Annotated in this window: 22 protein-coding genes; 2 read left to right on the top strand and 20 right to left on the bottom strand. The window is 74.0% G+C overall.

Features of this window, described 5'->3' with window-relative positions; genetic code table 11:
- Nucleotides 1-54 precede the first annotated feature (54 nt).
- Nucleotides 55-861 (bottom strand): Fpg/Nei family DNA glycosylase, encoded by an 807-nt coding sequence (locus ACFY00_RS19675; RefSeq protein ID WP_388032764.1) that lies wholly within the window; start codon nt 859-861, stop codon nt 55-57.
- An 83-nt stretch (nt 862-944) separates the two neighbouring features.
- Nucleotides 945-1,511: a helix-turn-helix domain-containing protein gene (locus tag ACFY00_RS19670; RefSeq protein ID WP_388032763.1), complete on the bottom strand. Its 567-nt coding sequence runs from the start codon at nt 1,509-1,511 to the stop codon at nt 945-947.
- A 91-nt stretch (nt 1,512-1,602) separates the two neighbouring features.
- Between ACFY00_RS19670 and ACFY00_RS19665 the strand changes: the two genes are divergently transcribed.
- Nucleotides 1,603-2,505 carry an SDR family oxidoreductase gene (locus ACFY00_RS19665; protein WP_388032789.1) on the top strand — a complete coding sequence of 301 codons (903 nt, stop codon included), beginning with the start codon at nt 1,603-1,605 and terminating at the stop codon, nt 2,503-2,505.
- Between the two features lie 218 nt (nt 2,506-2,723).
- Here ACFY00_RS19665 and ACFY00_RS19660 read toward each other — a convergent pair whose 3' ends face one another.
- The 14 genes from ACFY00_RS19660 to ACFY00_RS19595 form a co-directional block, all read right to left on the bottom strand.
- Nucleotides 2,724-3,572, bottom strand: a complete 849-nt coding sequence (locus tag ACFY00_RS19660) for an AAA family ATPase (protein ID WP_388032762.1) — start codon at nt 3,570-3,572, stop codon at nt 2,724-2,726.
- Between the two features lie 73 nt (nt 3,573-3,645).
- Entirely contained in the window at nt 3,646-4,089 is a 444-nt protein-coding gene (gene aroQ, locus ACFY00_RS19655; protein WP_388032761.1) for a type II 3-dehydroquinate dehydratase, read from the bottom strand.
- On the bottom strand, nt 4,086-5,180 hold the full coding sequence (aroB, locus tag ACFY00_RS19650) for a 3-dehydroquinate synthase (RefSeq protein WP_388032760.1): 1,095 nt from the start codon (nt 5,178-5,180) through the stop codon (nt 4,086-4,088). The genes aroQ and aroB overlap by 4 nt, the downstream gene beginning before the upstream one ends.
- Entirely contained in the window at nt 5,173-5,703 is a 531-nt protein-coding gene (locus tag ACFY00_RS19645; RefSeq protein WP_388032759.1) for a shikimate kinase, read from the bottom strand. The genes aroB and ACFY00_RS19645 overlap by 8 nt, the downstream gene beginning before the upstream one ends.
- Nucleotides 5,700-6,884: a chorismate synthase gene (gene aroC, locus ACFY00_RS19640; protein WP_388032758.1), complete on the bottom strand. Its 1,185-nt coding sequence runs from the start codon at nt 6,882-6,884 to the stop codon at nt 5,700-5,702. The genes ACFY00_RS19645 and aroC overlap by 4 nt, the downstream gene beginning before the upstream one ends.
- A gap of 169 nt (nt 6,885-7,053) precedes the next feature.
- Nucleotides 7,054-7,881 carry a shikimate dehydrogenase gene (locus tag ACFY00_RS19635; RefSeq protein WP_388032757.1) on the bottom strand — a complete coding sequence of 276 codons (828 nt, stop codon included), beginning with the start codon at nt 7,879-7,881 and terminating at the stop codon, nt 7,054-7,056.
- Complete coding sequence (locus ACFY00_RS19630; protein WP_388032756.1) at nt 7,878-8,336, bottom strand: GNAT family N-acetyltransferase; 459 nt, start codon at nt 8,334-8,336, stop codon at nt 7,878-7,880. The genes ACFY00_RS19635 and ACFY00_RS19630 overlap by 4 nt, the downstream gene beginning before the upstream one ends.
- Nucleotides 8,333-9,157 carry an ABC transporter ATP-binding protein gene (locus ACFY00_RS19625; protein WP_388032755.1) on the bottom strand — a complete coding sequence of 275 codons (825 nt, stop codon included), beginning with the start codon at nt 9,155-9,157 and terminating at the stop codon, nt 8,333-8,335. The genes ACFY00_RS19630 and ACFY00_RS19625 overlap by 4 nt, the downstream gene beginning before the upstream one ends.
- A 78-nt stretch (nt 9,158-9,235) precedes the next feature.
- A complete protein-coding gene (mltG, locus tag ACFY00_RS19620) occupies nt 9,236-10,939 on the bottom strand; it encodes an endolytic transglycosylase MltG (RefSeq protein ID WP_388032754.1) in 1,704 nt (567 codons plus the stop codon).
- Nucleotides 10,940-11,072: 133 nt separating this feature from the next.
- Nucleotides 11,073-12,254 carry an endolytic transglycosylase MltG gene (mltG, locus tag ACFY00_RS19615; protein ID WP_388032753.1) on the bottom strand — a complete coding sequence of 394 codons (1,182 nt, stop codon included), beginning with the start codon at nt 12,252-12,254 and terminating at the stop codon, nt 11,073-11,075.
- A 215-nt stretch (nt 12,255-12,469) separates the two neighbouring features.
- Complete coding sequence (ruvX, locus tag ACFY00_RS19610; protein ID WP_388032752.1) at nt 12,470-12,964, bottom strand: Holliday junction resolvase RuvX; 495 nt, start codon at nt 12,962-12,964, stop codon at nt 12,470-12,472.
- Complete coding sequence (gene alaS, locus ACFY00_RS19605; RefSeq protein WP_388032751.1) at nt 12,961-15,627, bottom strand: alanine--tRNA ligase; 2,667 nt, start codon at nt 15,625-15,627, stop codon at nt 12,961-12,963. The genes ruvX and alaS overlap by 4 nt, the downstream gene beginning before the upstream one ends.
- On the bottom strand, nt 15,627-16,067 hold the full coding sequence (locus ACFY00_RS19600) for a DUF6167 family protein (RefSeq protein WP_285738275.1): 441 nt from the start codon (nt 16,065-16,067) through the stop codon (nt 15,627-15,629). Before ACFY00_RS19600 ends, alaS begins: the two co-directional genes overlap by 1 nt.
- Before the next feature lie 5 nt (nt 16,068-16,072).
- Nucleotides 16,073-16,552 (bottom strand): DUF948 domain-containing protein, encoded by a 480-nt coding sequence (locus tag ACFY00_RS19595; protein ID WP_388032750.1) that lies wholly within the window; start codon nt 16,550-16,552, stop codon nt 16,073-16,075.
- Between the two features lie 227 nt (nt 16,553-16,779).
- Here ACFY00_RS19595 and ACFY00_RS19590 point away from each other — a divergent pair, with 227 nt between their 5' ends.
- Complete coding sequence (locus ACFY00_RS19590; protein ID WP_388032749.1) at nt 16,780-18,972, top strand: ATP-binding protein; 2,193 nt, start codon at nt 16,780-16,782, stop codon at nt 18,970-18,972.
- A gap of 98 nt (nt 18,973-19,070) precedes the next feature.
- Here ACFY00_RS19590 and rpsD read toward each other — a convergent pair whose 3' ends face one another.
- The 4 genes from rpsD to ppk2 form a co-directional block, all read right to left on the bottom strand.
- Nucleotides 19,071-19,685: a 30S ribosomal protein S4 gene (gene rpsD, locus ACFY00_RS19585; RefSeq protein ID WP_388032748.1), complete on the bottom strand. Its 615-nt coding sequence runs from the start codon at nt 19,683-19,685 to the stop codon at nt 19,071-19,073.
- Between the two features lie 321 nt (nt 19,686-20,006).
- Nucleotides 20,007-21,356, bottom strand: coding sequence for a replication-associated recombination protein A (locus tag ACFY00_RS19580; RefSeq protein WP_388032747.1), 1,350 nt, complete (start codon nt 21,354-21,356; stop codon nt 20,007-20,009).
- Nucleotides 21,357-21,404: 48 nt separating this feature from the next.
- A complete protein-coding gene (locus tag ACFY00_RS19575) occupies nt 21,405-22,025 on the bottom strand; it encodes an L-threonylcarbamoyladenylate synthase (protein ID WP_388032746.1) in 621 nt (206 codons plus the stop codon).
- Nucleotides 22,026-22,034: 9 nt separating this feature from the next.
- Nucleotides 22,035-22,832, bottom strand: coding sequence for a polyphosphate kinase 2 (ppk2, locus tag ACFY00_RS19570; protein WP_388032788.1), 798 nt, complete (start codon nt 22,830-22,832; stop codon nt 22,035-22,037).
- Nucleotides 22,833-22,841: the final 9 nt, after the last annotated feature.

The raw sequence follows: 22,841 nt of genomic DNA, 5'->3' as shown, positions 1-22,841 counted from the left end.
CCTCGCCCAAGCGCTGGTCAACCTTGCGTCAAGGCTTGCCGTGGTGACGGAGCGTCAGGCCTGCTGGCAGCGCGGGCACCAGAAGAGGTTCCGGGCGGCCAACTCCTCGGTGCGGACCGGTGTTTCGCACACCAGGCAGGGCTGGTCGTGCCGCCGGTAGACGTACACCTCGCCGCCGTGGTCGTCCACCCGCGGCGGGCGGCCCATCGCCTCCGGGGTGTGCTCGGGGCGGACGGTGTCGATCCGGCCCGCGGCCACGCCGTCGTGCATCAGGGCGACCAGGTCGGCCCAGATCGCGTCCCACTCGGCGCGGGAGAGGTCGCGGCCGGGGCGGTGCGGGCTGATGCCCAGGCGGAACAGCACCTCGGCGCGGTAGACGTTGCCGACGCCCGCCAGCACCTTCTGGTCCATCAGCAGGGCGGCGACCGTGCTGCCGCTGCGGGAGATCCGCCGCCACGCCTCGTCGCCCGCCTCGCCCGCACGCAGCGGGTCCGGACCCAGGCGGCGGTGGACGGCGGCCTTCTCGGCGGGGGTGAGCAGCTCGCAGGCGGTCGGGCCGCGCAGGTCGGCGTAGCCGCGGTCGTTCACCATCCGCAGCCGGACCTGGCCGACCGGCTCAGGGGGCTCGCCCGCGCCGAAGTCGTACTTCCCGTACAGCCCCAGGTGCACGTGCAGCCAGTGCTCGCCGAAGCCCAGGAACAGGTGCTTGCCGTGCGCCTCCGCCTCGTCCAGCACCCGCCCGTCGATCAGCGCGGCCCCCTCCGCGAAGCGCCCCTGCGGGCTGGACACCCGCACCGGGCGGCCGCCGAACAGCGCGGCGTTCTCCCTGGCCAGGCGGTGGATCACATGCCCCTCGGGCACCGGCGTCAACTCCTCGGTCGGCGTGTCGTGAGAACCCCATTCTCCCAGGCCGCTCGGACACCCGGGACGGCCGGCCCGGGGGCTCAGAGCGCGGCCGCGGCCTCGCACAGGGCGGCCAGCTCGGCCAGCGCCAGGGCGGTGAAGTCCTGGCCGGGGCGGGCGGTCCAGCGGGCGAGGGCGGCGCGCAGGGCGAGCAGGCCCAGCACGGCGGCGAGACGGGCGGCGGGGTCGGGGGTGCCGCGTTCGCGCAGCGCGTCGGCGAAGGCGGTGGCCAGCGCCTCGTGCTTGAGCAGTTCGCGCTCGGTCAGCTCCGGGTTGGCGGCGACCACCTGCTGGCGCTCCCGGACGGTCCCGTGGCGCTCGGGGGTGAAGGCCTGCGCGCCGACGGCGGCCAGCGCGGCCTCGACGGCCTGCCGCGGGCCCGCCCCGGGCGGGGCGGCGGCGACCGCCCCGGTGAGCAGGCGGGTCAGCGCGTCGCCGCCGGAGAGCACCTCGCGCTTGTCCGCGAAGTGCCGGAAGAAGGTGCTCTTGGCCAGGCCCGCGCGCTCGGCGATCTCGGCGACGGTGGTGCGGTCGTAGCCCTGCCGGACGAAGAGCTCCAGCGCGGCGCGCTCCAGCCGCCCGCGGGCGTTCGGGTCCCATCTGGCCATGATCCGGATTCTACGTGACGGGACATGGTCGCATCACCGGGCCCGGCAGGCTATGGTGATGGGACAAGGTCTCATCACTCGGAGGTCCACCGTGCACGTCCTCGTCACCGGAGCCACCGGCCACCTCGGCTCGGCGCTCGTCCCCGATCTGCTCGCCGCCGGTCACCGCGTCACCGGCCTCGCCCGCTCCGACGCCTCCGCCGCCGCGCTCACCGCCCTCGGCGCCGACGTCCGCCGCGGCGACCTCGACGACCTCGACGGCCTGCGGGCCGCCGCCGCGGCCGCCGACGGCGTCGTCCACCTCGCCTTCAAGCACGAGGCGATGCTCGGCGGCGACTACGCCGGGGCGATGGCCGACGACCTCAAGGCCGTCCGCGCCCTGGTCGAAGCGCTCGCGGGCACCGGGAAGCCCCTGGTCGGCACCGGCGGGACGGGCGGCGGCAGCGCCCCCGGCCGGCTCTCCCTGGAGAGCCGGGTCGCCCCCGGCGCCCCGCGCACCGAAGCCGAACAGGCCCTGGTCGACGCCGCCGCCGACGGCGTGCGCACCAGCGTCGTCCGCCTCCCCCCGGTCGTCCACAGCCCGCTCGACCGGCACGGCTTCGTCCCCCTGCTGATCCGCACCGCCCGCGCCACCGGCACCTCCGGCTACCTCGGCGACGGCACCAACCGCTGGCCCGCCGTCCACACCCTCGACGCCGCCCGCCTCTACCGCCTCGCCCTCGAACACGCCCCGGCCGGCACCCGCCTGCACGCCGTCGACGACGAGGGCGTCCCCTTCCGCGAGATCGCCGAACGCATCGGCATCCGCCTCGGCCTCCCCACCGCCCCCGTCGAGGACGCCCGGGCCGACGAGCACTTCGGCTTCCTCGCCCGCGTCGTCCCCCTCGACCTCCCCGCCTCCGCCGAAGCCACCCGCGCCCTCCTCGACTGGCACCCGACCCACCCGGGCCTGCTCGACGACCTCGACCAGGACCACTACTTCACCGAGGCCTGACCCCGACCACCAGGCAGCCCGAACACCCCACCGCCCCACCCCGCAACAGCCCCGCCGCCCCTCTCCGCGCAGCGGCCCCCACCCCCGCCAAGATCCCCCGCAACGGCCCCGCGCAGCGCGGCACCTCAGCGCGCGTGCAGCCGGCTCAGGATCGCGTGGTCGAGCGCCGCCGCCGTCCCTCTCCGCGAAGCGGAACCCCCTCACCGCGCAGCGGCACCTCAGCGCGCGTGCAGCCGGCTCAGGATCGCGTGGTCGAGCGCCGCCGCCGTCTCCGGCACGCTCAGGTTGGAGTTGTCGATGATCGGCAGCCCCGAGGTGCGCCAGCCCGCCATGCGGCCGTGGATGCGGGCGACCTCGTCGTCGGAGAGGCGGCGGTTGCCGGAGCGCTCGGCGTTGCGGGCGAGGACGCGGTCGAGGCCGGGGAGGAGGACGACGGGGATCATGCCGGGACCGATGTGGCGCTTCCAGCCGCCGAGGCCGATCGCGGGGCGGTCGGGGAAGACCGCGTCGTCGATGATGCAGGAGATGCCGTTGGCGAGGTAGTTGCGGCAGGCGAAGCCGCAGGTGCGGCGGGCCAGCCGGTACTGGGCCTCGGAGGCGGTGTTCCAGCCGGACTGCGGGTTGGCGAAGCCGGACTGGACCCATTCGCGGACGTCGTCGAGGCTGATGTGCGCGGTGGGGGTGGGGCGGCGTTCGGCCCAGTAGCGGGCGACGGTGGTCTTGCCCGCGCCGGCCGCGCCGATCAGCAGGACGGCGATCGGCCCCATCGGCAGCGGGGCCGGGGGCGCGGGCGACTGGGGCGGCGGGGCGGGCAGTTGGACGGTCCCTCCGGTCGGGAGCAGGAAGTGACCGGTGCCGCCGGGGACGACCGGGGCGACGGCCTTGAGCGGGACGGTCGGCCGGTCGGGCCGGGGCGCGGTGGGCCCGAGGACGGGGATCGGCTGGGTGGACCCGGGCGGCAGTGCCGGTGCGTGGTACGGCGGTTGCGGCGCCACCGGCTGCGGGGACGCCGCCGGTCGGGGTGGCACCTGGCCCCCCGCGTGTTGGTTCTGCGCGTACTGGCTCACCGTCACCTCCCTGCGCCGAATGTACACGTGGGCCCGGTGGCGGGCACAAGTCCGCCACCGGGCCGGGGTGCGCTCAGCGGCTGGTCAGCTGCTCGGCGAGGGCGCGCAGGGCGAGTTCGTACGAGCCGAGGCCGAACCCGGCGACGGTGCCGGAGGCGACGGCCGCGATGACCGAATTGTGCCGGAAGGCCTCGCGCGCGTACGGGTTGGAGATGTGCACCTCGATCAGCGGCGCGGTGCGCTGGGCGGCGGCGTCGCGCATCGCGTACGAGTAGTGCGTGAACGCGCCGGGGTTGATCACCACGGGGGTCCTGGCGTCCGCCGCCTCGTGCAGCCAACCGACCATCTCCGCCTCGGAGTTGGTCTCCCGCACCTCGACGTCGAGACCGAGCCGGGCACCCAGCTCGGCACACCGCGCCACCAGCCCCGCGTACGAGGTGGAGCCGTACACGTCGGGTTCGCGGGAGCCGAGCCGCCCCAGGTTGGGGCCGTTCAGGACGAGGACGCGGGTGCTCATCCGGAGACCTCCCCGTAGGCGGCGACCAGCACGGACGGGTCGGGGCCCTCCAGGATGGAGGTCTTGGCGAGGCCGTCCAGGACGACGAAGCGCAGCAGGTCGCCGCGCGACTTCTTGTCGATCTTCATGGCGTCCAGCAGCTTCGGCCAGGCGTCCGCGCGGTAGGTCAGCGGCAGGCCGACGGAGGCCAGCACCGTCCGGTGCCGGTCGGCCGTGGCGTCGTCCAACCGCCCGGCCAGGCGGCCGAGTTCGGCGGCGAAGACCATGCCGATGGAGATCGCCGCGCCGTGCCGCCACTTGTAGCGCTCGTTGCGCTCGATGGCGTGGCCGAGGGTGTGGCCGTAGTTGAGGATCTCGCGGCGGCCGGACTCCTTGAGGTCGCCGGAGACCACGTCGGCCTTGACCTGGATGGCCCGCCGGATCAGCTCCAGGGTGTGCGGCCCGGCCGGGGTGGTGGCGGCCTCGGGGTCGGCCTCGATCAGGTCGAGGATGACCGGGTCGGCGATGAAGCCGGCCTTGATCACCTCGGCCAGGCCGGAGACGTAGTCGTGCTTGCCGAGGGTCTCCAGGGTGCCCAGGTCGGCCAGCACGCCCGCGGGCGGGTGGAAGGCGCCGACCATGTTCTTGCCCTCGGCGATGTTGATGCCGGTCTTGCCGCCGACGGCCGCGTCGACCATGCCGAGCAGCGTGGTGGGCACCGAGATCCAGCGCACCCCGCGCAGCCAGGTGGCCGCGACGAAGCCCGCCAGGTCGGTGGTGGAGCCGCCGCCGAGGCCGACGACCACGTCGCTGCGGGTGAAGCCGGTCTGCCCCAGCACCGACCAGCAGTACGCGGCGACCTCGGCGCTCTTGGCGTCCTCGGCGTTCGGCACCTGCAGGGCGATCGCCTCGTAGCCCTGCGCGGCGAGGTCCTCGCGGATCGCCTCGCCGGTGGCCTCCAGGGCCTCCGGGTGGATGACGGCGACCCGCTTGGCCTTCGGGCCGATCAGCGGGGCGAGTTCGCCGAGCAGCTGGTGGCCGATCAGCACCTCGTAGGGCGCGTGGCCGTCGCTGCCCGCGACCTGGATCCTGACAACGTCGGCGTCAGACATGGGGGTCCTTCAACTCCAGTGCTTCGAGTACGGCGTCGGCGACCTGCTCGGGCGTGCGGCCCTCGGTGTCGACCACGGCGGTGGCGACCTCCAGGTAGAGCGGGCGGCGGGCCTCCATCAGTTCGCGCCAGCGGGCCCGGGGGTTGACCGCGAGCAGCGGGCGGGGGGCGTCCAGGCCGACCCGCTTGACCGCGTCGCCGAGCGCCACCTCCAGGAACACCACGGGCAGCGGGGCCAGCAGCGCCCGGGTCTCCTCGGCCGTCACGGCGCCGCCGCCGAGCGCCAGCACACCGGTGTGGCCGGTGGTGGCGGCCCGGACGGCGTCCCGCTCCAGCTGCCGGAAGTGCGGCTCGCCCTCGTCGATGAAGATCTCCGGGATGGGCTTGCCCGCGGCCTGCTCGACGTCGGCGTCGGTGTCGCGGAACGGCAGGCCGAGGCGGTCGGCGAGGACCCGCCCGACGGTGGACTTGCCACTGCCGGGCGGGCCGACCAGCACCACGGCGGGTGTGGCCGACGCGCTCATCGGACGATCAGGTTGTCGAGGTAGGACTGCACGTTGCGGCGGGTCTCGGAGACGTTGTCGCCGCCGAACTTCTCCGCCACCGCGTCCGCCAGGACGAGCGCCACCATCGCCTCGGCGACGATGCCGGCCGCCGGGACGGCACACACGTCGGAGCGCTGGTGGTGCGCCTTGGCGGGCTCGCCGGTGCGCACGTCCAGGGTCTGCAGGGCCCGCGGGACGGTCGCGATCGGCTTCATCGCGGCCCGGACGCGCAGCAGCTCGCCGGTGGACAGGCCGCCCTCGGTGCCGCCGGAGCGGCCGGAGGTGCGCCTGACGCCCTCGGCGGTCGGCACGATCTCGTCGTGCGCCTGCGAGCCGGGGACCCGGGCCAGCTCGAAGCCGTCGCCGACCTCGACGCCCTTGATCGCCTGGATGCCCATCAGCGCGGCGGCCAGCCGGGCGTCCAGCCGGCGGTCCCAGTGCACGTGCGAGCCGAGGCCGACCGGCACGCCGTACGCCAGCACCTCGACGACGCCGCCGAGGGTGTCGCCGTCCTTGTGGGCCTGGTCGATCTCGGCGACCATCGCCTTGGACGCGTCGGCGTCCAGGCAGCGCACCGGGTCCTCGTCCAGCCGGGCCTCGTCGGCGGGCAGCGGCAGCACCCCGGCCGGGGCCTTGGCGGCGGCCAGCTCCACGACGTGGCTGACGATCTCGATGCCGCAGGTCTCCTTGAGGTAGGAGCGGGCGACCGCGCCGAGCGCGACCCGGGCCGCGGTCTCCCGGGCGCTGGCGCGCTCCAGGATCGGGCGGGCCTCGTCGATCGAGTACTTCTGCATGCCCGCCAGGTCGGCGTGGCCGGGGCGGGGGCGGGTCAGCGCCTCGTTGCGGGCCAGGCCCGCGAGCACCTCGGGGTCGACCGGGTCGGCCGACATGACCTGCTCCCACTTCGGCCACTCGGTGTTGCCGACCATGATCGCGACCGGGGAACCCATGGTCTCGCCGTGCCGGACGCCGCCGAGGAAGGTCACCTCGTCCTGCTCGAACTTCATCCGCGCGCCGCGCCCGTACCCGAGCCGCCGGCGGGCCAGCGCGTCGGCCACCATGGCGGTGGTGACCGGCACCCCGGCCGGCAGGCCCTCCAGCGTCGCGACCAGAGCGGGGCCGTGCGACTCCCCCGCCGTGAGCCAGCGCAAGCTACCCACCGAAAGCTCCTTCGTCAGCGGCCCGCGCCGTGAACGGCGGCCGGCCCGGCGTCTCGTCCTGCCCGGCCGCGGAACGCGACGGGGCGGCTCCGATCCTTTCACGTCCCGCAGGTCACCGGGGCCACGGTCCGCGTGGCGGACAGCCGACGTCAGGAACTGGACAGCGGCGTCACCGCGCGAGCGCCGCCTCCCCCGCCGCCCGCATCGCGGCCAGCGGCCCGCGCTCCACGCCGGTGAACCGCTCGAACTGCAGCACGGCCTGGTGCACCAGCAGGTCGAGCCCGCCCAGCACGGTGCCGCCGCGCTCCAGGCAGGCCGCGGCCAGCGCGGTCGGCCACGGGTGGTAGAGCACGTCGAACAGCACGCCCGGCGCCGCCGTCAACCGCGCCGCGAAGTCGTCGGTCGCCCCGACCGGCGTGGTGGAGACGGTCAGCGGCCCCTCCAGCGCCCGCGCACCCTCCGCCCAGTCGGCGGTGCGGACCGGCACGCCCAGCCGCTCCCCGAGCGCCCGCATCTCGGCGGCCCGCTCGGCGCTGCGCACGTACGCGGTCACCTCGCCGTCGCAGACCTGGGCCAGCGCGGCCAGCGCGGAGGAGGCGGTGGCCCCGGCGCCCAGCACCGCGGCCGAGGGGACCCGCTCGACGCCGCGCTCGCGCAGCGCGTTGACCAGGCCGGGGACGTCGGTGTTGTCGCCGTGCCGCCGCCCGTCGCGGTCGAACACCACGGTGTTGACGGCGTCCACCGCGCGGGCGGTGTCGCTGACGGTGTCCAGCAGCGGGCGGATCGCCCGCTTGAGCGGCATGGTCAGCGACAGGCCGGCCCACTCGGCGGGGTCGAGCCCGGTGACGAAGTCCGCCAGTGTCGATTCGTCGACCTCGTGGCGGCCGTACCGCCAGTCGGTGAGCCCGAGCGCGGCGTACCCGGCGTTGTGCAGGGCCGGGGAGAGCGAGTGGGCGATCGGCGAGCCGAGCACGGCGGCCCGGTGCGGGATGGTCACGTGGTGGGCCTTTCCAGGGGGGCGGGGCGGTGCAGGAAGACGTCGACCGGGTCCTCGGACTCCAGCACGAAGCCGTGCCGTTCGTACAGCCGCCGGGCGGGGCTGCCCCGCAGCACGTTCAGCCGGACGGCCAGACCCGCGGCGTCGGCCCGCCGCAGCGCCGCGCGCAGCACGGCGGTGCCCAGGCCGCGGCCGTGCAGCGCCGGGCGGAGGTAGAAGTGCTCCAGCAGCAGGGTGCCGGGGCGCTCGTCGGGGGCGAGCGCCAGGCAGCCGACCAGGCCGGGGGCGTCGATGACCGAGGTGTGCTCGGGCCGGTACGCGTCGCGCAGCCGCTGCCGGACCCGGTGCTCGTCGTAGCGGCCGAGCCGTTCCAGGTCGGGGCGCATCGCCTCGGCCCGCAGCTCGGCCAGCGGCTCCAGGTCGGCGGCGGTGGCGGGGCGCAGCGTCCAGGTCACGCCCGCTCCCGGCGGGTGCGGGCGTGCCAGCGGCCCTCGCTGTGGCTGATCCGGATCGGGTGGCGGAAGCAGTCGGAGACCAACTCGCTGGTGAGCACCTCGACGGCGGGGCCGGCCGCGGTGACCAGGCCGTCGCGCAGCAGCAGGGCGTGGCTGGTGGTCTCGGGGAGCTCCTCCAGGTGGTGGGTGACCAGCACGGAGGCCACCTCCGGGTAGCGGGCGCGCAGTTCGTCCAGGCTCTCCAGGAGCTGTTCGCGGGCGGTCAGGTCGAGTCCGGTGGCGGGCTCGTCGAGCAGCAGCAGCCGGGGCTCGGGCATCAGCGCGCGGGCGATCAGGACCCGGCCGCGCTCGCCCTGGGAGAGGGTGGTCCAGGGGCTCTCGGCGCGGTGCGCGATGCCCAGGGCGCGGATCAACTCCTCGGCGTGGTCGAGCTGTTCGGCCGTCGGCTTGTTCCACAGGTCGGGCTCGATGGTCTGCGTGGCGCCGGTCAGCACGACCTGCCGCACGGTCAGCGGGGAGCGCAGCGGGTGCCGCGGGTTGACGTGCCCGAGGTGCGCGCGCAGCTCCCGGACGTCGACCTTGCCGAGCTGCCGCCCGAGCACCTTCACCGTGCCCGCGGTGGGGTGCTCGACCGCGCCCAGCAGCGACAGCAGGGTGCTCTTGCCCGCCCCGTTGGCGCCGAGCACCGCCCAGTGCTCCCCGGCCCGGACGGTCAGCGACACGTCCCGCAGCAGGTACTGCCCGCCCCGCACCACGTCGACGCGGGCGGCCTCCAGCAGCTCGGGCTCGGACGGGCGCGGGGTGCTCTGCGGTGTCTCCATCCGCCTCACGCTACCCGCCCCACCCACCCGCCCCGCAAAGCCGTACCGCCCACCGGACGCCCGTCGCCCGCGCCCCGGTCAGGACGTGCAGGCGACGTGCTTGGCGTCGTACTTCATGCCCTTGCCCAGGCACCACGCCTCGGTGTTCTTGGCGTGCTCCTCGCCGGTCGCCGCGAACTTGGTCTCCTGCGGCGAGACGGCCAGCCAGTAGGCCCAGTTGCCCGGCGTCGGGTTGAGGACGGCGTCGATCGCCTCCTTGCCGGGGTTGCCGATCGGGGTCGGCGGCAGGCCCGGGTTGACGTACGAGTTGTACTTGTTGGAGCCGTCGTTGATCTCGGCCTCGGTCAGCTTGGTGCGGCCGAGACCGTACTGCAGGGTGGTGTCCAGGCCCAGCTTGTGCTGGGTGATGTTGGTGGTCAGGCGGTTGGAGATGGCGCGGGCCATCTTGCCGAAGTCCTCGGAGTTGTTGCCCTCGGCCTGCAGGATGCTGGCCTCGGTGACCACCTCGTACGCGTTCTTCAGGCCGAGCTTCTGCGCCGCCTCGTCCAGCTTGAGGTCGCCGTACTGCTGGACGGCGTTGGCCACCATCTGCTTGAGCAGTTCCTCGGGCTTCATGCCGTCGGCGATCGAGTACCGGGCGGGCCACAGGAAGCCCTCCGGGTTGTTGTTGGCGTAGGCGGGCAGGCCCAGGCCGCCGGCCTGGTCCTTGGCGACCTTGGCGGTGGTGCCCGGGGAGAGCTTCAGCTTGGTGTCGATCTTGGTGTAGATGTCGACGGCCTTCAGGCCCTCGGGGATGATCAGCGCGTTGCCGCCGTTGGACTCCACCAGCTCCTTGAACGCCTCGGCGGCGGACATCTGGTGCTTCATGGTGTAGACGCCGGGCTGGATGGTGCGGCCCCGGGGGTCCTTCTCGTACTCGGCGCTGAACGCCTTGACGCTCTTGACCACGCCCGCGTCCAGCAGCGCCTTGCCGATCGCGTCGCCGCCCGCGCCGTCCTTGACGGTGATGTTCACCGAGCCGCTGCCCGCGCCCTTGTAGTCCGGCGGCGGACCGAAGTTGTCCTGGTAGAAGCCGTAGCCCCACCAGCCCGCGCCGCCCAGGCCGCCGAGCAGCACCAGGGCGACCAGCAGGCAGGCGCCGCCGTTGCGGCGGCCCGACTTCTTGCCCTTCTCCTTGCGCTTGCGCTCGGCCTCGCGGGAGTCGTCCTGCCCGGAGAAGAACGAGCCGTCCCCGTCCTTCTCCTCGTCGTCCGGGTACTCGTCCTCGGCCCACTCCTCGGGCTCCGCCACCCGCTGCTCGGCCGCGCCGTCGAGGGCCGCGGCCTCCGCCTCCCAGTCGATCCCGTCCGGCCCGGGCCCGCCCACCGCCTCCGGCTCCGGCTGCGGCGCCGGGCGCTGCTGCCCGACCTGCTGCGGCTGCGGCTGCGGCTGCTGCTGCATGCCGGGCTGCTGCTGGACGAACTGCTGCTGCCCGCCGAACGAAGCGCCCTGCTGCGGGGGGTAGCCCTGCTGCGGCTGCGCGAACTGCTGCTGACCGCCGAACGGGCCGCCCTGCTGCTGGGGGTAACCCTGCTGCTGCTGGACGAACTGCTGCTGGGGATAGCCCTGCTGCGGCTGCGCGAACTGCTGCTGACCACCGTACGAGCCGCCCTGCTGCGGCGGGTAACCCTGCTGCGGCTGCACGAACTGCTGCTGCCCGTACGGGTCCTGGGGCTGGTGCTGCTCCCCCGGGTACCACGGCTGGTCACCCTGGGAGCCGTAGCGCCCACTCTGATCAGTCATCGATCCCCTTTGCCGCATCCCGGGTGTCCGTCGAACCGGCGTGCTATCCGCAGCACGTGGTGGGAGACGTTACCGTACCGCAGCGTAGCCAAATGGCCCGACCGAGGGGCGTTCACCGTTCACGGGGACGGGTTCACGGGGACGGGGAGGGCCGGGCCGAGGAGTGCTGGGCCCGGTAGGCGTTGAACTCGTCGACGTTCTTGCGCTGCTGCTCCTCGCTGTCGGTGAAGCGGGTGTCGCCGGGCTGGACGGTGACGAAGTACAGCCAGTCACCGTCCGCGGGGTTGATCGCGGCGCGCAGCGCGTCCCGGCCGGGGTTGCCGATGGGGGTCGGCGGCAGGCCGGGGTGGGCGTAGGTGTTGAACGGGGAGTCGAGCCGGGTGTCGTCCTGGGTGGTGGTGAGGGTGGAGCGGCCGAGCGCGTAGTTGATGGTGGAGTCGAGCTGGAGCGGCATCTTCTTGGCGAGCCGGTTGTAGACGACCCGGGCGACCTTGGCCATGTCCTCGGGGTTGTCCGCCTCGGCCTGGGCGAGGCTGGCGACGGCCAGCAGCCCGTACGGGGAGACGCCGTTGGCGGCGGCGGCGTCGGCGACGGAGGGGCCGGCGAGGGTGCCCTGGGCCTCCTTGACCATGTCCTGGAGGAGGGTGAGGGCGGTGCTGTCGCCGGTGACGGGGTAGGTGGCGGGGTAGAGGTAGCCCTCCAGGTGGCCGCCGGCCTCGGCGGGCAGGCCCAGGTCGGCGAGGTGCTGCTCGGCGGTGGCCTTGGTGGTGCCGGGCTTGAGGCCGAGCCGGGCGTCGATCGCGGCGAAGACCTGGGTGGAGCGCCAGCCCTCGGGGACGGTCAGCGCGTTGGCGTTGGACGGGTCGAGCAGCACGTTCAGCGCCGAGGCCGCCGACATCCGCTCCTTGAGGGTGTACGTGCCGGGGTGGATGTTGCTGCCCGCCGGGCTCTTGGCCGCGGCCTCGGTGAACGCCCGGGTGGAGGCGATCACGTGCTTGTCGGTCAGGGTCCTGCCGATCTGGGTGAGGCTGGCGCCCTGGGCGACCGACACCTGCACCTGCCCGCTGCCGCCGCCCGCGAAGTCGGGCGCGGGCTGCTTGCCCTCGGGCCAGAGCACGAACACCGTGAGCGCCACCGCCATCACCACGCCCAGCAGCCCGGCCACGCTCAGGCAGCACGCGGCGCGGGTGCGCAGTTGCTCCGGATCCGGCGGCTCGATGCCGTACGGCAGACCGGGCGGGGCGCCCTCGGGCTCGACGACGGGGGCACCGAGGTGGCCGGGGGTGAGTCCGGGCGCGGTGTACGGGTCGGTCACGGGGGCCTCCGGCGGCGGGCAAGGAGAGAGGGTCCGGGGGGGCGCCCCGGCCCCCCGCCCCACCACCGCGGAGCCACCCCCACCCGCACCGTAGTCCCGCAAGGACCCCCCCCCCGGCGCCCCGCCGCGCCCCCCCCGCGGGCCCCCCCGGGCGCGGGCGCGGCCGCCCCCCCCCCCCCCCCCCCCCCCTCTACCGGGAAGCTAGCCCGTGCCGATCAGATGACCGGCTCGACACTCTCGCCGGGCGCCCGGCCGCTCACCCGTTCGGTCTCAAGGGCCGACTGCAGGATCACCACGGCGGCGGCCTGGTCGATCACCGAGCGGCCCTTCTTCGCCGACCGGCCGGAGGCCCGCAGCCCGGCGGCGGCGGTGACGGTGGTCATCCGCTCGTCCACCAGCCGCACGCCGACGGGGTACAGCAGTCCGGCCAGCCGGCCCGCGTACTCGCGGACCTTGGCGGCGGCCGGACCCTCCTTGCCGTTCAGCGAGCGCGGCAGGCCGACCACCACCTCGATCGCCTCGTACTCCTCGACGATCGCCTTCAGCCGGGCCTGCGAGCGGCCCCCGGCGGGGACGGTCTCCACCGGCGTGGCGATCAGCCCGTCGGGGTCGCAGACCGCGACCCCGATCCGGGCGTCACCCACGTCGACGGCGATCCGCCGGCCGCGCCGGAAGACCTTCTCCGGAACTTCGTCGTGCTCGTCACTCACGCGCGCTCGGCCACCAGCGCCCGCACGGCCTCGATGGCGTCCGCGACGGCGGCCGGGTTGGTGCCGCCGCCCTGCGCCACGTCGTCCTTGCCGCCACCGCCGCCGCCGAGGGTCCTGGCCGCGGCGCGGACCAGCTCGCCCGCCTTGATGCCGCGCCCGCGGGCGTCCTCGTTGGTGGCGATCACGGTCAGCGGGCGGTCGTTCGCGACGGTGAACGCGGCGACCACGGCCGGGCGCGAGCCGAGCCGGGCCCGGACGTCCAGCACCAGCTTGCGCAGCTCGTCCGCGCCGGTGCCGTCACCGACCCGGGCGGCGACCAGGGCCACGCCCCGGACGTCCTCGGCGCCCTCGGCCAGGCCCGCGGCGGCCTGCAGGACCTTCTCCGCGCGGAACCTCTCGATCTCCTTCTCGGCGTCCTTGAGCTTGGCGAGCATCCCGGAGATCTTCTCCGGCAGCTCCTCCGGGCGGCCCTTGACCAGCTCGGTCAGCTGGGAGACCACGGTGTGCTCGCGGGCCAGGAACTTGTACGCGTCGACGCCGACCAGCGCCTCGACGCGGCGCACGCCGGAGCCGATCGAGGACTCGCCCAGCAGCTTCACCAGGCCCAGCTGGGCGGTGTTGCCGACGTGCGTGCCGCCGCACAGCTCCTTGGAGAAGTCGCCGATGGTGACCACGCGCACCGAGTCGCCGTACTTCTCGCCGAACATCGCGATGGCGCCCTGCTTGCGGGCCTCGTCCATCGTCATCACCTCGGCGGTGACGTCGAGTTCGCGGACCAGCACCTCGTTGATCTTCTGCTCGACGTCGGTCAGCACCGAGCCGGGGACGGCCGCGGGCGAGCCGAAGTCGAAGCGGAAGCGGCCCGGCGCGTTCTCCGAACCGGCCTGGGCGGCGGTCGGGCCGAGCGCGTCGCGCAGCGCCTGGTGGGTCAGGTGGGTGGCCGAGTGGGCGCGCGAGACGGCCCGGCGGCGGTCGGTGTCGATGGTGGCGTACGCGGACGCGCCCAGCACCACCTCGCCGAACAGCACCCCGCCGGAGTGCACGATCACGCCGGGCACCGGCTGCTGGACGTCCCGGACCTCGACGACCGCGCCGGAGTCCAGCCGGATCCGGCCGTGGTCGGCGAGCTGGCCGCCGCCCTCGGCGTAGAACGGGGTGCGGTCGAGGATCAGCTCGACCTCGTCGCCCTCGGTGGCCGCGGGCGAGGGCACGCCGTCCACCAGCAGGCCGACCACGGTGGCCTCGCCCTCGGTGTTGGCGTAGCCGGTGAAGACGGACGCCCCGGCCCGGTCGGCGACCTCGCGGTACGCGGCGACGTCGGCGTGGCCCATCTTCTTCGCCTTGGCGTCGGCCTTGGCGCGGTCGCGCTGCTCCTGCATCAGGCGGCGGAACCCGGCCTCGTCGACCTGCAGGCCCTGCTCCTCGGCCATCTCCAGGGTCAGGTCGATCGGGAAGCCGTAGGTGTCGTGCAGCTTGAACGCCTGCTCGCCGGAGAGCACCGCGCCGCCGGACTGCCTGGTCTCGGTGACCGCGGCGTCCAGCAGGTTGGTGCCGGAGCGCAGGGTCTGCAGGAAGGCGTTCTCCTCGGCGACGACGACCGTCTCGATCCGCTTGCGGTCGGTCTCCAGCTCCGGGTACTGCGGGGCCATCGCCTTGATCGAGATGTCGATCAGGTCCTTGGCGACCGGCTCGGTGGCGCCCAGCAGCCGCATGTTGCGGATCGCCCGGCGCAGGATGCGGCGCAGCACGTAGCCGCGGCCCTCGTTGCCGGGGGTGACGCCGTCGCCGACCAGCATCAGCGCGGTGCGGAAGTGGTCGGTGACCACGCGCAGCGAGACGTCCGACTTGGTGTCGGCGCCGTAGGTGTGGCCGGTGAGCTCGGCGGCGCGGTCGAGGATCATCCGGCTGGTGTCGATCTCGAAGAGGTTGTCGACGCCCTGCAGGACGGCGGCCAGGCGCTCCAGGCCGAGGCCGGTGTCGATGTTCTTGCTCGGCAGGTCGCCGAGGATCTCGAACCCGTCCTTGCCGTCGCCGTGGCCGCGCTCGTACTGCATGAAGACCAGGTTCCAGATCTCCAGGTAGCGCTCGCCGTTGACCGCCGGGCCGCCCTCCTCGCCGTACGCGGGGCCGCGGTCGTAGTTGATCTCCGAGCACGGGCCGCACGGACCGGGGACGCCCATCGACCAGAAGTTGTCCTTCATGCCCAGGCGCTGGATCCGCTCGGACGGGACGCCGATCACGTCGCGCCAGATCTGCTCGGCCTCGTCGTCGTCCTTGTAGACGGTGATCCAGAGCTTCTCGGGCTCCAGGCCGTAGCCGCCGTCCGCCACCGGGCTGGTCAGCAGCTCCCAGGCGAACTTGATGGCGCCTTCCTTGAAGTAGTCGCCGAACGAGAAGTTGCCGCACATCTGGAAGAAGGAGCCGTGCCGGGTGGTCTTCCCGACCTCCTCGATGTCCAGGGTGCGCACGCACTTCTGCACGCTGGTGGCGCGCGAGAACTGCGGCTTGATCTCGCCGAGGAAGTACGGCTTGAAGGGCACCATGCCGGCGTTGACCAGCAGCAGGGTGGGGTCGTCGGCGACCAGCGAGGCCGACGGTACGACGGTGTGGCCGCGCTCCTCGAAGAAGCGCAGCCAGCGGCGGCGGATCTCTGCCGACTCCATCAGTGGGGGTCCTTCCGGTCGGTCGTGCGGCCCGGCAGCTCGCGCTGTCGGGGCTTGGCAACGATGGTCTGGGGGGTGGTGCGGCGCGGGGCGCGCGGGGACGGGGGCAGGGCGGCGGCCGGGGAGCCCGGGGCCGCCGAGATAGCTCGGGCCCCGTCGTCCGCGGGCGCCGACCCGCTCAGCGCCCGGCGGCGCGGCGGCTCGACGACCGCGGTGCCGTCCAGGCCGAGGTCGGCGCGCAGCTCGCGCTCGCGCTCGTCCATGCCGGAGCGGACGTCCCGGGCGAAGCGCCTGGCGGCGTCGCCGAGCTGCAGGGCGCCGCGGGCGGCGGTGCCGGACAGCGAGTCCGGGGTGAGGCGGTGCACCGCCTCGTTGGCCTTGTTCATGGCCCAGACCGTGGCACCCGCGCCGACGGCCATCCAGAAGATCCTGCGCACCATCGTCGTCAGCCCCTCACGGCCCGGCGCACCCGGGCCAGCAGCCCGCCGCGCGGAGCCGTCGCGGCCCGCACCTCGGCCCGGATCATCCGGGCCAACTCCTCGCGCTCGCCCGCCTGTTGGGGCACCGCGAGCGATCCGTCCCGCTGCCTGGCCACGGCCTTGCGCACCCCGTAGCTGAACGCGGCCACCTTCACCAGCGGCCCGCCCAGCGTCGCGGCGACGGTGGAGGACAGCGCCTTGGCGTCGGCCGCCGCGTCCTGCACGTTGGCGGTGATCTCGTCGACCCGCTCCAGCTGCTCCTGCGCGCTGCGGACGGCGGCGTTCGCGTCCTGCAGCAGCGGCACGGCCTGCTCGGTGACGGCGGCGACCAGCACGGTCGCCTCCCGCAGCACCTTGGACAGCCGCACCAGCACCACCGCGAGCAGGGTGACCAGGACCGCCCAGAAGACGGCGACCAGCAGCCCGGCCAGCTCTCCCACGGACACCTTCGCGCGCTCCCTCGCCTGTGCGGCCAATTCGTCGAACCCAGGGTTGAACCCTATCGCGACAGCGCCGCCTTCCCCGACCGGTATATCCGCCGGTGGACCCGTTCCCGGCCCGGCCGCAGGCGCGGACGCCGCGCGTAACCTACCGTCAGGTCACCTCGTTGGGGGTTTGGCTCGCGGAGCGCGGGCCGGCAGGTTCCGGTTCTCCCATTGCGACGGGGGCGTCCATGGTCAGCAGGTCGGCGACGCCCGGGGGCCCGGGGCGGCTCCCCGCCGAGGTCACCAGCTTCGTCGGCCGGGGCGCCGAACTCGCCGCGCTGACCGCCCTGGTGGGCCGGGCCCGGCTGGTCACGGTGACCGGCCCGGGCGGCGTCGGCAAGTCCCGGCTGGCCCTGCGCGCCGCCGCGCGGCTCGCCGACGGCTTCCCGGACGGCGCGCACCTGGCCGAGGTCTCCGCCGTGCAGGACCCGCTGCTGCTGGGCCACGCCGTGCTGGAAGCCCTGCGGCTGACCGACCACACCGCCCGCCCGCCGCTGGACGTGCTGGTCGAGCAACTCGCCGATCGCGAGACCCTGCTGGTGCTGGACGGCTGCGAGCACCTGGTCGACGCCTGCGCCGAGCTGGTGGACGCGCTGCTGCGCGCCGCCCCCGGCCTGCGGGTGCTCGCCACCTCCCGGCAGTCGCTGCGCGCCGCGGGCGAGCACCTGCTGCCGCTGGCCCCGCTGCCCTGCGGGCCGACCGGCGACCGGGACGGCGCGGAGTCCGAGGCGGTGCTGCTGTTCGCCGACCGGGCCGCCGCCGTCCGGCCCGACTTCCGGCTGGACCCCCGCAACCGGGACGGGGTGGCGCTGCTGTGCCGTCGGCTGGACGGCATCCCGCTGGCCCTGGAGCTGGCGGCCGGCCGGCTGCGCGCGCTCTCGGTCGAGCAGTTGGCCGCCCGCCTGGAGGACCGCTTCCGGCTGCTCACCGGCGGCGACCGGACGTCCCCGGACCGGCACCGGACGCTGCGCACCGCGATCGGCTGGAGCCACGAACTCTGCACCATGCAGGAACGTTTACTCTGGGCCCGCCTCTCGGTCTTCGCCGGGGGCTTCGATCTGGACGCCGCCGAGTACGTCTGCGCGGGCCGCGGCCTGGACGCCGACGACGTCCTGGAGCTGGTCGACTCGCTGGTCGACAAGTCCGTCCTGGACCGGCTCGACGACGACGGCCCCGCCCGCTTCCGGATGCTCGACACCCTGCGCGAGTACGGCGGCCACTGGCTCCGGGCCAGCGGCGACGAGCAGCGGCTGCTGCGCCGCCACCGCGACTGGTACCTCGGCGTCGCCGCCTGGGGCGAGGTCGAGTGGTTCGGCCCCCGGCAGGCCGAGACCGCCGAACGCACCCGGCTCGCCCACGCCAACCTGCGCGCCGCCCTGGAGTTCTCGCTCGCCGAGCCCGGTGAGGAGCAGTTCGCCCTCGTCCTGGCCGGGACGCTCTGGTACTTCTGGGTCGGCACCGGCCACCTCGGCGAGGGCCGGCACTGGCTCGACCGCGCCCTCGCGCTCGCCCCCGAACCCACCGACGCCCGGGCCAAGGCGCTCTGGGTCACCGGCTACCTCGCCACCCTGCAGGGCGACCTGGACCGGGCCCGCCCCGCCCTGGAGGAGTGCCGCCGCCAGGCCCTGGAGACCGGCGACGACCGGGCCCTGGCCTACGCCGTCCACCGGCAGGGCTGCGCCGCCCTGATCGGCGACGAACCGGCCCGCGCCGCCGAGCTGTTCGAGGAGGCGCTGTGGCACTACGACGCGCTCGGCGAGCTCAACTCCAACGTCCTGATGGCCATGTTCGAACTCGCCCTCGCCCACCTCTTCCAGGGCGACGAGGAGAGCGGCCGGGCCTGGGTCGAGCGGGTCCGCGAGACCTGCGAGGAGTACGGCGAGCAGTGGGTGTACGGGTACTGCCTGTACGCGATGGCCTTCGCCCGGCGGCAGGCGGGCGACCTGCGGCTGGCCCGGGCCTTCGCCCGCGAGGCGATGCGGCTGAACCACCTGTTCCGCGACCTGCTGGGCATCGTGCTGTCGATGGACCTGCTGGCGCTGCTGGCCACCGAGGGGCCGGACGCCGACCTGCACGAGGCCCGGGTGCTGCAGGGCGCCGCGCACCGGCTGTGGCGGGCCGTCGGCACCCCGTTCTTCGGCTCCCGCTCCTTCAACGGCCCGCACCGGGAGTGCGAGCGGCGCGCCCGCGCCGGACTGACCGAGCAGGAGCACGCGGCCGCCTTCCGGCTCGGCTCCCGGCTCGACCTGGACGCCGCCGTCCGCCGCGCCCTCGGCGGCGAGCCCCCCGGCCCGTCCGCGGGCGGCAGCGGCGGCAGCGGCCCCGACCGCCCCGGCCCGCCACCGGCCCCGGCCCGCCCGTGCTCCCCCGTCGGCGCCTGAGCCCCCGGGGCCCGGAGCCCCCGGAACTCCGGGAACTCCCGGCGGGAACGGGAAACGCCCCCGCGGTCCGAGGACCGAGGGGGCGTTCCGCTCGCGGGTCAGCGCGAGTAGTACTCGACGACGAGCTGCTCGTCGCAGACGACCGGAACCTCGCGGCGCTGCGGCGCGCGGTCCAGGCGGAAGGCCAGGGCCTTCAGGTTGACCTCGAGGTACTTCGGGGTCTGGCCCTCGCCGGCGTTGCCGCCCTCGCGAGCCACCTGGAAGGGGACCTTCTCCTTGGACTTGTCCTTCACCGTGACGACGTAGCCCGGCTTCATCTGGAACGACGGCTTGTTGACCTTCGCGCCGTTGACCTCGATGTGACCGTGCACGACCATCTGGCGGGCCTGGTAGATGGTGCGGGCGATGCCCGAACGCAGGACCAGGGCGTCGAGGCGGGTCTCCAGCAGGCCGACGAGCGCCTCACCGGTCTTGCCCTCGACCTTCTTGGCGGCCTCGAAGGCACGCGCCATCTGCTTCTCGCTGAGGTCGTACTGCGCGCGCAGACGCTGCTTCTCGGTCAGACGGACCTTGTAGTCAGAGTTCTGCTTGCGGCCACGGCCGTGCTGGCCGGGCGGGTACGGGCGGGCCTCGAAGTACTTGACGGACTTCGGGGTCAGCGGAACGCCGAGAGCACGGGCGATCTTGACCTTGGGGCGCTTCTGGTTCGCCATGTTTCCTTTTCCTGTTCAGATACGGCTGTCACCAGGTGTTGACGGAGGACGCTTCTCGCGGTCCGGAGAAAAACCGTCCGTTGCCGGACGGTCAGCCGCTCTCCGCGACCGGGCACTATGTGCTTGCACACGAGAGGCCCACCGACCGGGAAGGGTGGTGGGCTGCCCGCGACACCGAAGACCGGTGCGCGCCGCTCCTGGGGGAACTCCCTTGCGGGAGGCCCCGGTTCGATGCCCCGCTGGTGCGGCCGGTCGCTCCTCGCGGAACCCCGGACCCGGGACACACCCCCCTACTATACGGGACTCCCCGCTCCCCCTCGGCTACTCCCCCTTGAGCCGGGCCCTGGTCCACTCCGCGATGTCCGCGTACCGGGCCTCGCCGCCCCGCCTGGTCGGCTTGTAGTACTCCTTGCCGTGCACCTCGTCCGGCGCGTACTGCTGGGCGGCGATGCCCTCCGGCAGGTCGTGCGGGTACTGGTACCCCTTGCCGTGCCCGAGCTTCTTCGCCCCGCCGTAGTGCGCGTCCCGCAGGTGCGGCGGCACCGCCCCGGCCAGGCCCTGCCGGACGTCCGCCAGGGCGGCGTCGATGGCCAGGTACGCGGCGTTCGACTTGGGCGCCAGGGCCAGCGCGATGGCCGCCTGGGACAGGATGATCCGCGCCTCCGGGAAGCCGATCAGCGCGACCGCCTGGGCGGCGGCGACGGCGGTGGGCAGCGCGGTCGGGTCGGCCAGGCCGACGTCCTCGCTGGCGGAGATCATCAGGCGGCGGGCGATGAAGCGCGGGTCCTCCCCGGCCTCGATCATCCGGGCCAGGTAGTGCAGGGTGGCGTCCACGTCGCTGCCCCGGATCGACTTGATCAGCGCGCTCGCCACGTCGTAGTGCTGGTCGCCGTCCCGGTCGTAGCGCACCGCGGCCTGGTTCACCGCCGTCTCGGTCGCCGCCAGGGTCAGCACCTTCTCGCCCTGCTCCAGCGCCGCCCCCGCCGCCGCCTCCAGCGTGGTCAGCGCCCGCCGGGCGTCGCCCCCGGCCAGCCGCACCAGGTGGTCCTCCGCCTCCGGGCTGAGCTCCACGCTGCCGCCCAGGCCCCGCTCGTCGACGGTGGCGCGGCGCAGCAGGGTGCGGACGTCCTCGTCGGTGAGGGACTCCAGGGTCAGCAGCAGGCTGCGCGAGAGCAGCGGCGAGATGATCGAGAAGTACGGGTTCTCGGTGGTCGCGGCGATCAGGGTGACCCAGCGGTTCTCCACCGCGGGCAGCAGCGAGTCCTGCTGGGCCTTGGAGAAGCGGTGGATCTCGTCCAGGAACAGCACCGTCTCCCGGCCGCTCATCCCGACCGCCCGCCGGGCCCCGTCGATCACGGCCCGGACCTCCTTGACGCCGTGCGTGATCGCGGACAGCTCGACGAACCGGCCCTCCACCGCCTGGCTGATCACGTGCGCCAGCGTGGTCTTGCCCGTCCCCGGCGGCCCCCACAGGATCACCGAGCTCGTCGCCGCGGGGCCCTTCGCCCCCGCGACCAGCCGCCGCAGCGGGGAGCCGTCCCGCAGCAGCTTCTGCTGCCCGGCCACCTCCTCCAGCGTCCGCGGCCGCATCCGCACCGCGAGCGGGGCGCGCCCGGGCTCGGCGCTCTGGCGTTCCTCGGCAGCGTGCGTGAAAAGGTCGGGCTCGTCCACGCCACGAGCCTATGCGACGCCTCCGACAGCTCCCCGCCCCCGGCCCCGCTACTCGAAGCGCTCCGGGTCCCCCGCCCCGTACCGGACGATCTCCGCCACCCCGTCCGAGAAGTCGACGACCGTCGTCGGCACCGTCCCGCACTCGCCGGAGTCGACGACCGCGTCGAGCACGTGGTCGAGGCTCTCCTTGATCTCCCACCCCTGGGTCATCGGCTCCTCCTCGCCGGGCAGCAGCAGGGTGCTGGAGACCAGCGGTTCGCCGAGTTCGGCCAGCAGGGCCCGGGTGACGGCGTGGTCGGGGATGCGGACGCCGACGGTCTTCTTCTTGGGGTGGAGGAGCCGGCGCGGCACCTCCTTGGTGGCGGGGAGGATGAAGGTGTAGCTGCCGGGGGTGGCGGCCTTGACCGCGCGGAAGACGTTGTTGTCGAGCTGGGCGAACTTCCCGAGCTGGGCGAAGTCCTCGCACATCAGGGTGAAGTGGTGGCGCTCGTCGAGCCGTCGGATGGTGCGGATCCGCTCCAGGCCCTCGCGGTTGTCCAGGCGGCAGCCGAGGGCGAAACAGGAGTCGGTGGGGTACGCGATGAGGGCGCCGTCCCGGATGCCGGCGACCACCGTGGAGATGGTGCGCGGCTGGGGCGTCTCGGGGTGCACGTCGAAGTACTTCGCCATTGCTCGACCTTACTGCCCGGCCTGCGCCAGCACCGTCGCGGCGTGGTCGAAGACGTACTTCTGGAGGTCGCGCGGGGGCCGCTGGTAGCCGCGGGGTCCGGGGCGGGGCGGCAGGGTGACGGCGGGCTTGACGACCTCGTGGTAGGGGACGGTGGAGAGCAGGTGGGCGATCATGTTGAGGCGGGCGCGGCGCTTGTCGTCGCTCTCGACGACGTTCCAGGGTGATTCGGGGATGTCGGTGTAGACGAACATCTCGTCCTTGGCCCGCGAGTAGTCCTCCCAACGGGTGATGGACTCGACGTCCATCGGGGAGAGCTTCCACTGCCGCATGGGGTCGTCGAGCCGGGCGCGGAAGCGGCGCTCCTGCTCGACGTCGCTGACCGAGAACCAGTACTTGCGCAGCAGGATGCCCGCCTCGACCAGCATCCGCTCGAAGGTGGGGCACTGGTGCAGGAACTGCCAGTACTCCTCGTCGGTGCAGAAGCCCATGACCTTCTCGACGCCGGCCCGGTTGTACCAGGAGCGGTCGAACAGGACCATCTCGCCGGCCGCCGGGAGCTGCTCGACGTAGCGCTGGAAGTACCACTGGCCGCGCTGGCGCTCGGTGGGGGCGGGGAGGGCGGCGATCCGGGCGATGCGGGGGTTGAGGTACTCGGTGACGCGCTTGATGGCGCCGCCCTTGCCCGCCGCGTCGCGCCCCTCGAAGACGACGACCATCCGGACGCCCTCGGTGCGGACCCACTCCTGCAGCTTGACCAGTTCGCCCTGGAGGCGGAGCAGTTCGTCCTCGTAGACCTTCTTGGGCATCCCCTTGAC

It is taken from the genome of Kitasatospora sp. NPDC001540 (assembly GCF_042894345.1).
GTDB lineage: Bacteria > Actinomycetota > Actinomycetes > Streptomycetales > Streptomycetaceae > Kitasatospora > Kitasatospora phosalacinea_C.
Note: the sequence above shows the minus strand (reverse complement) of the source record. Positions and strands in the feature narration are given on the sequence as shown.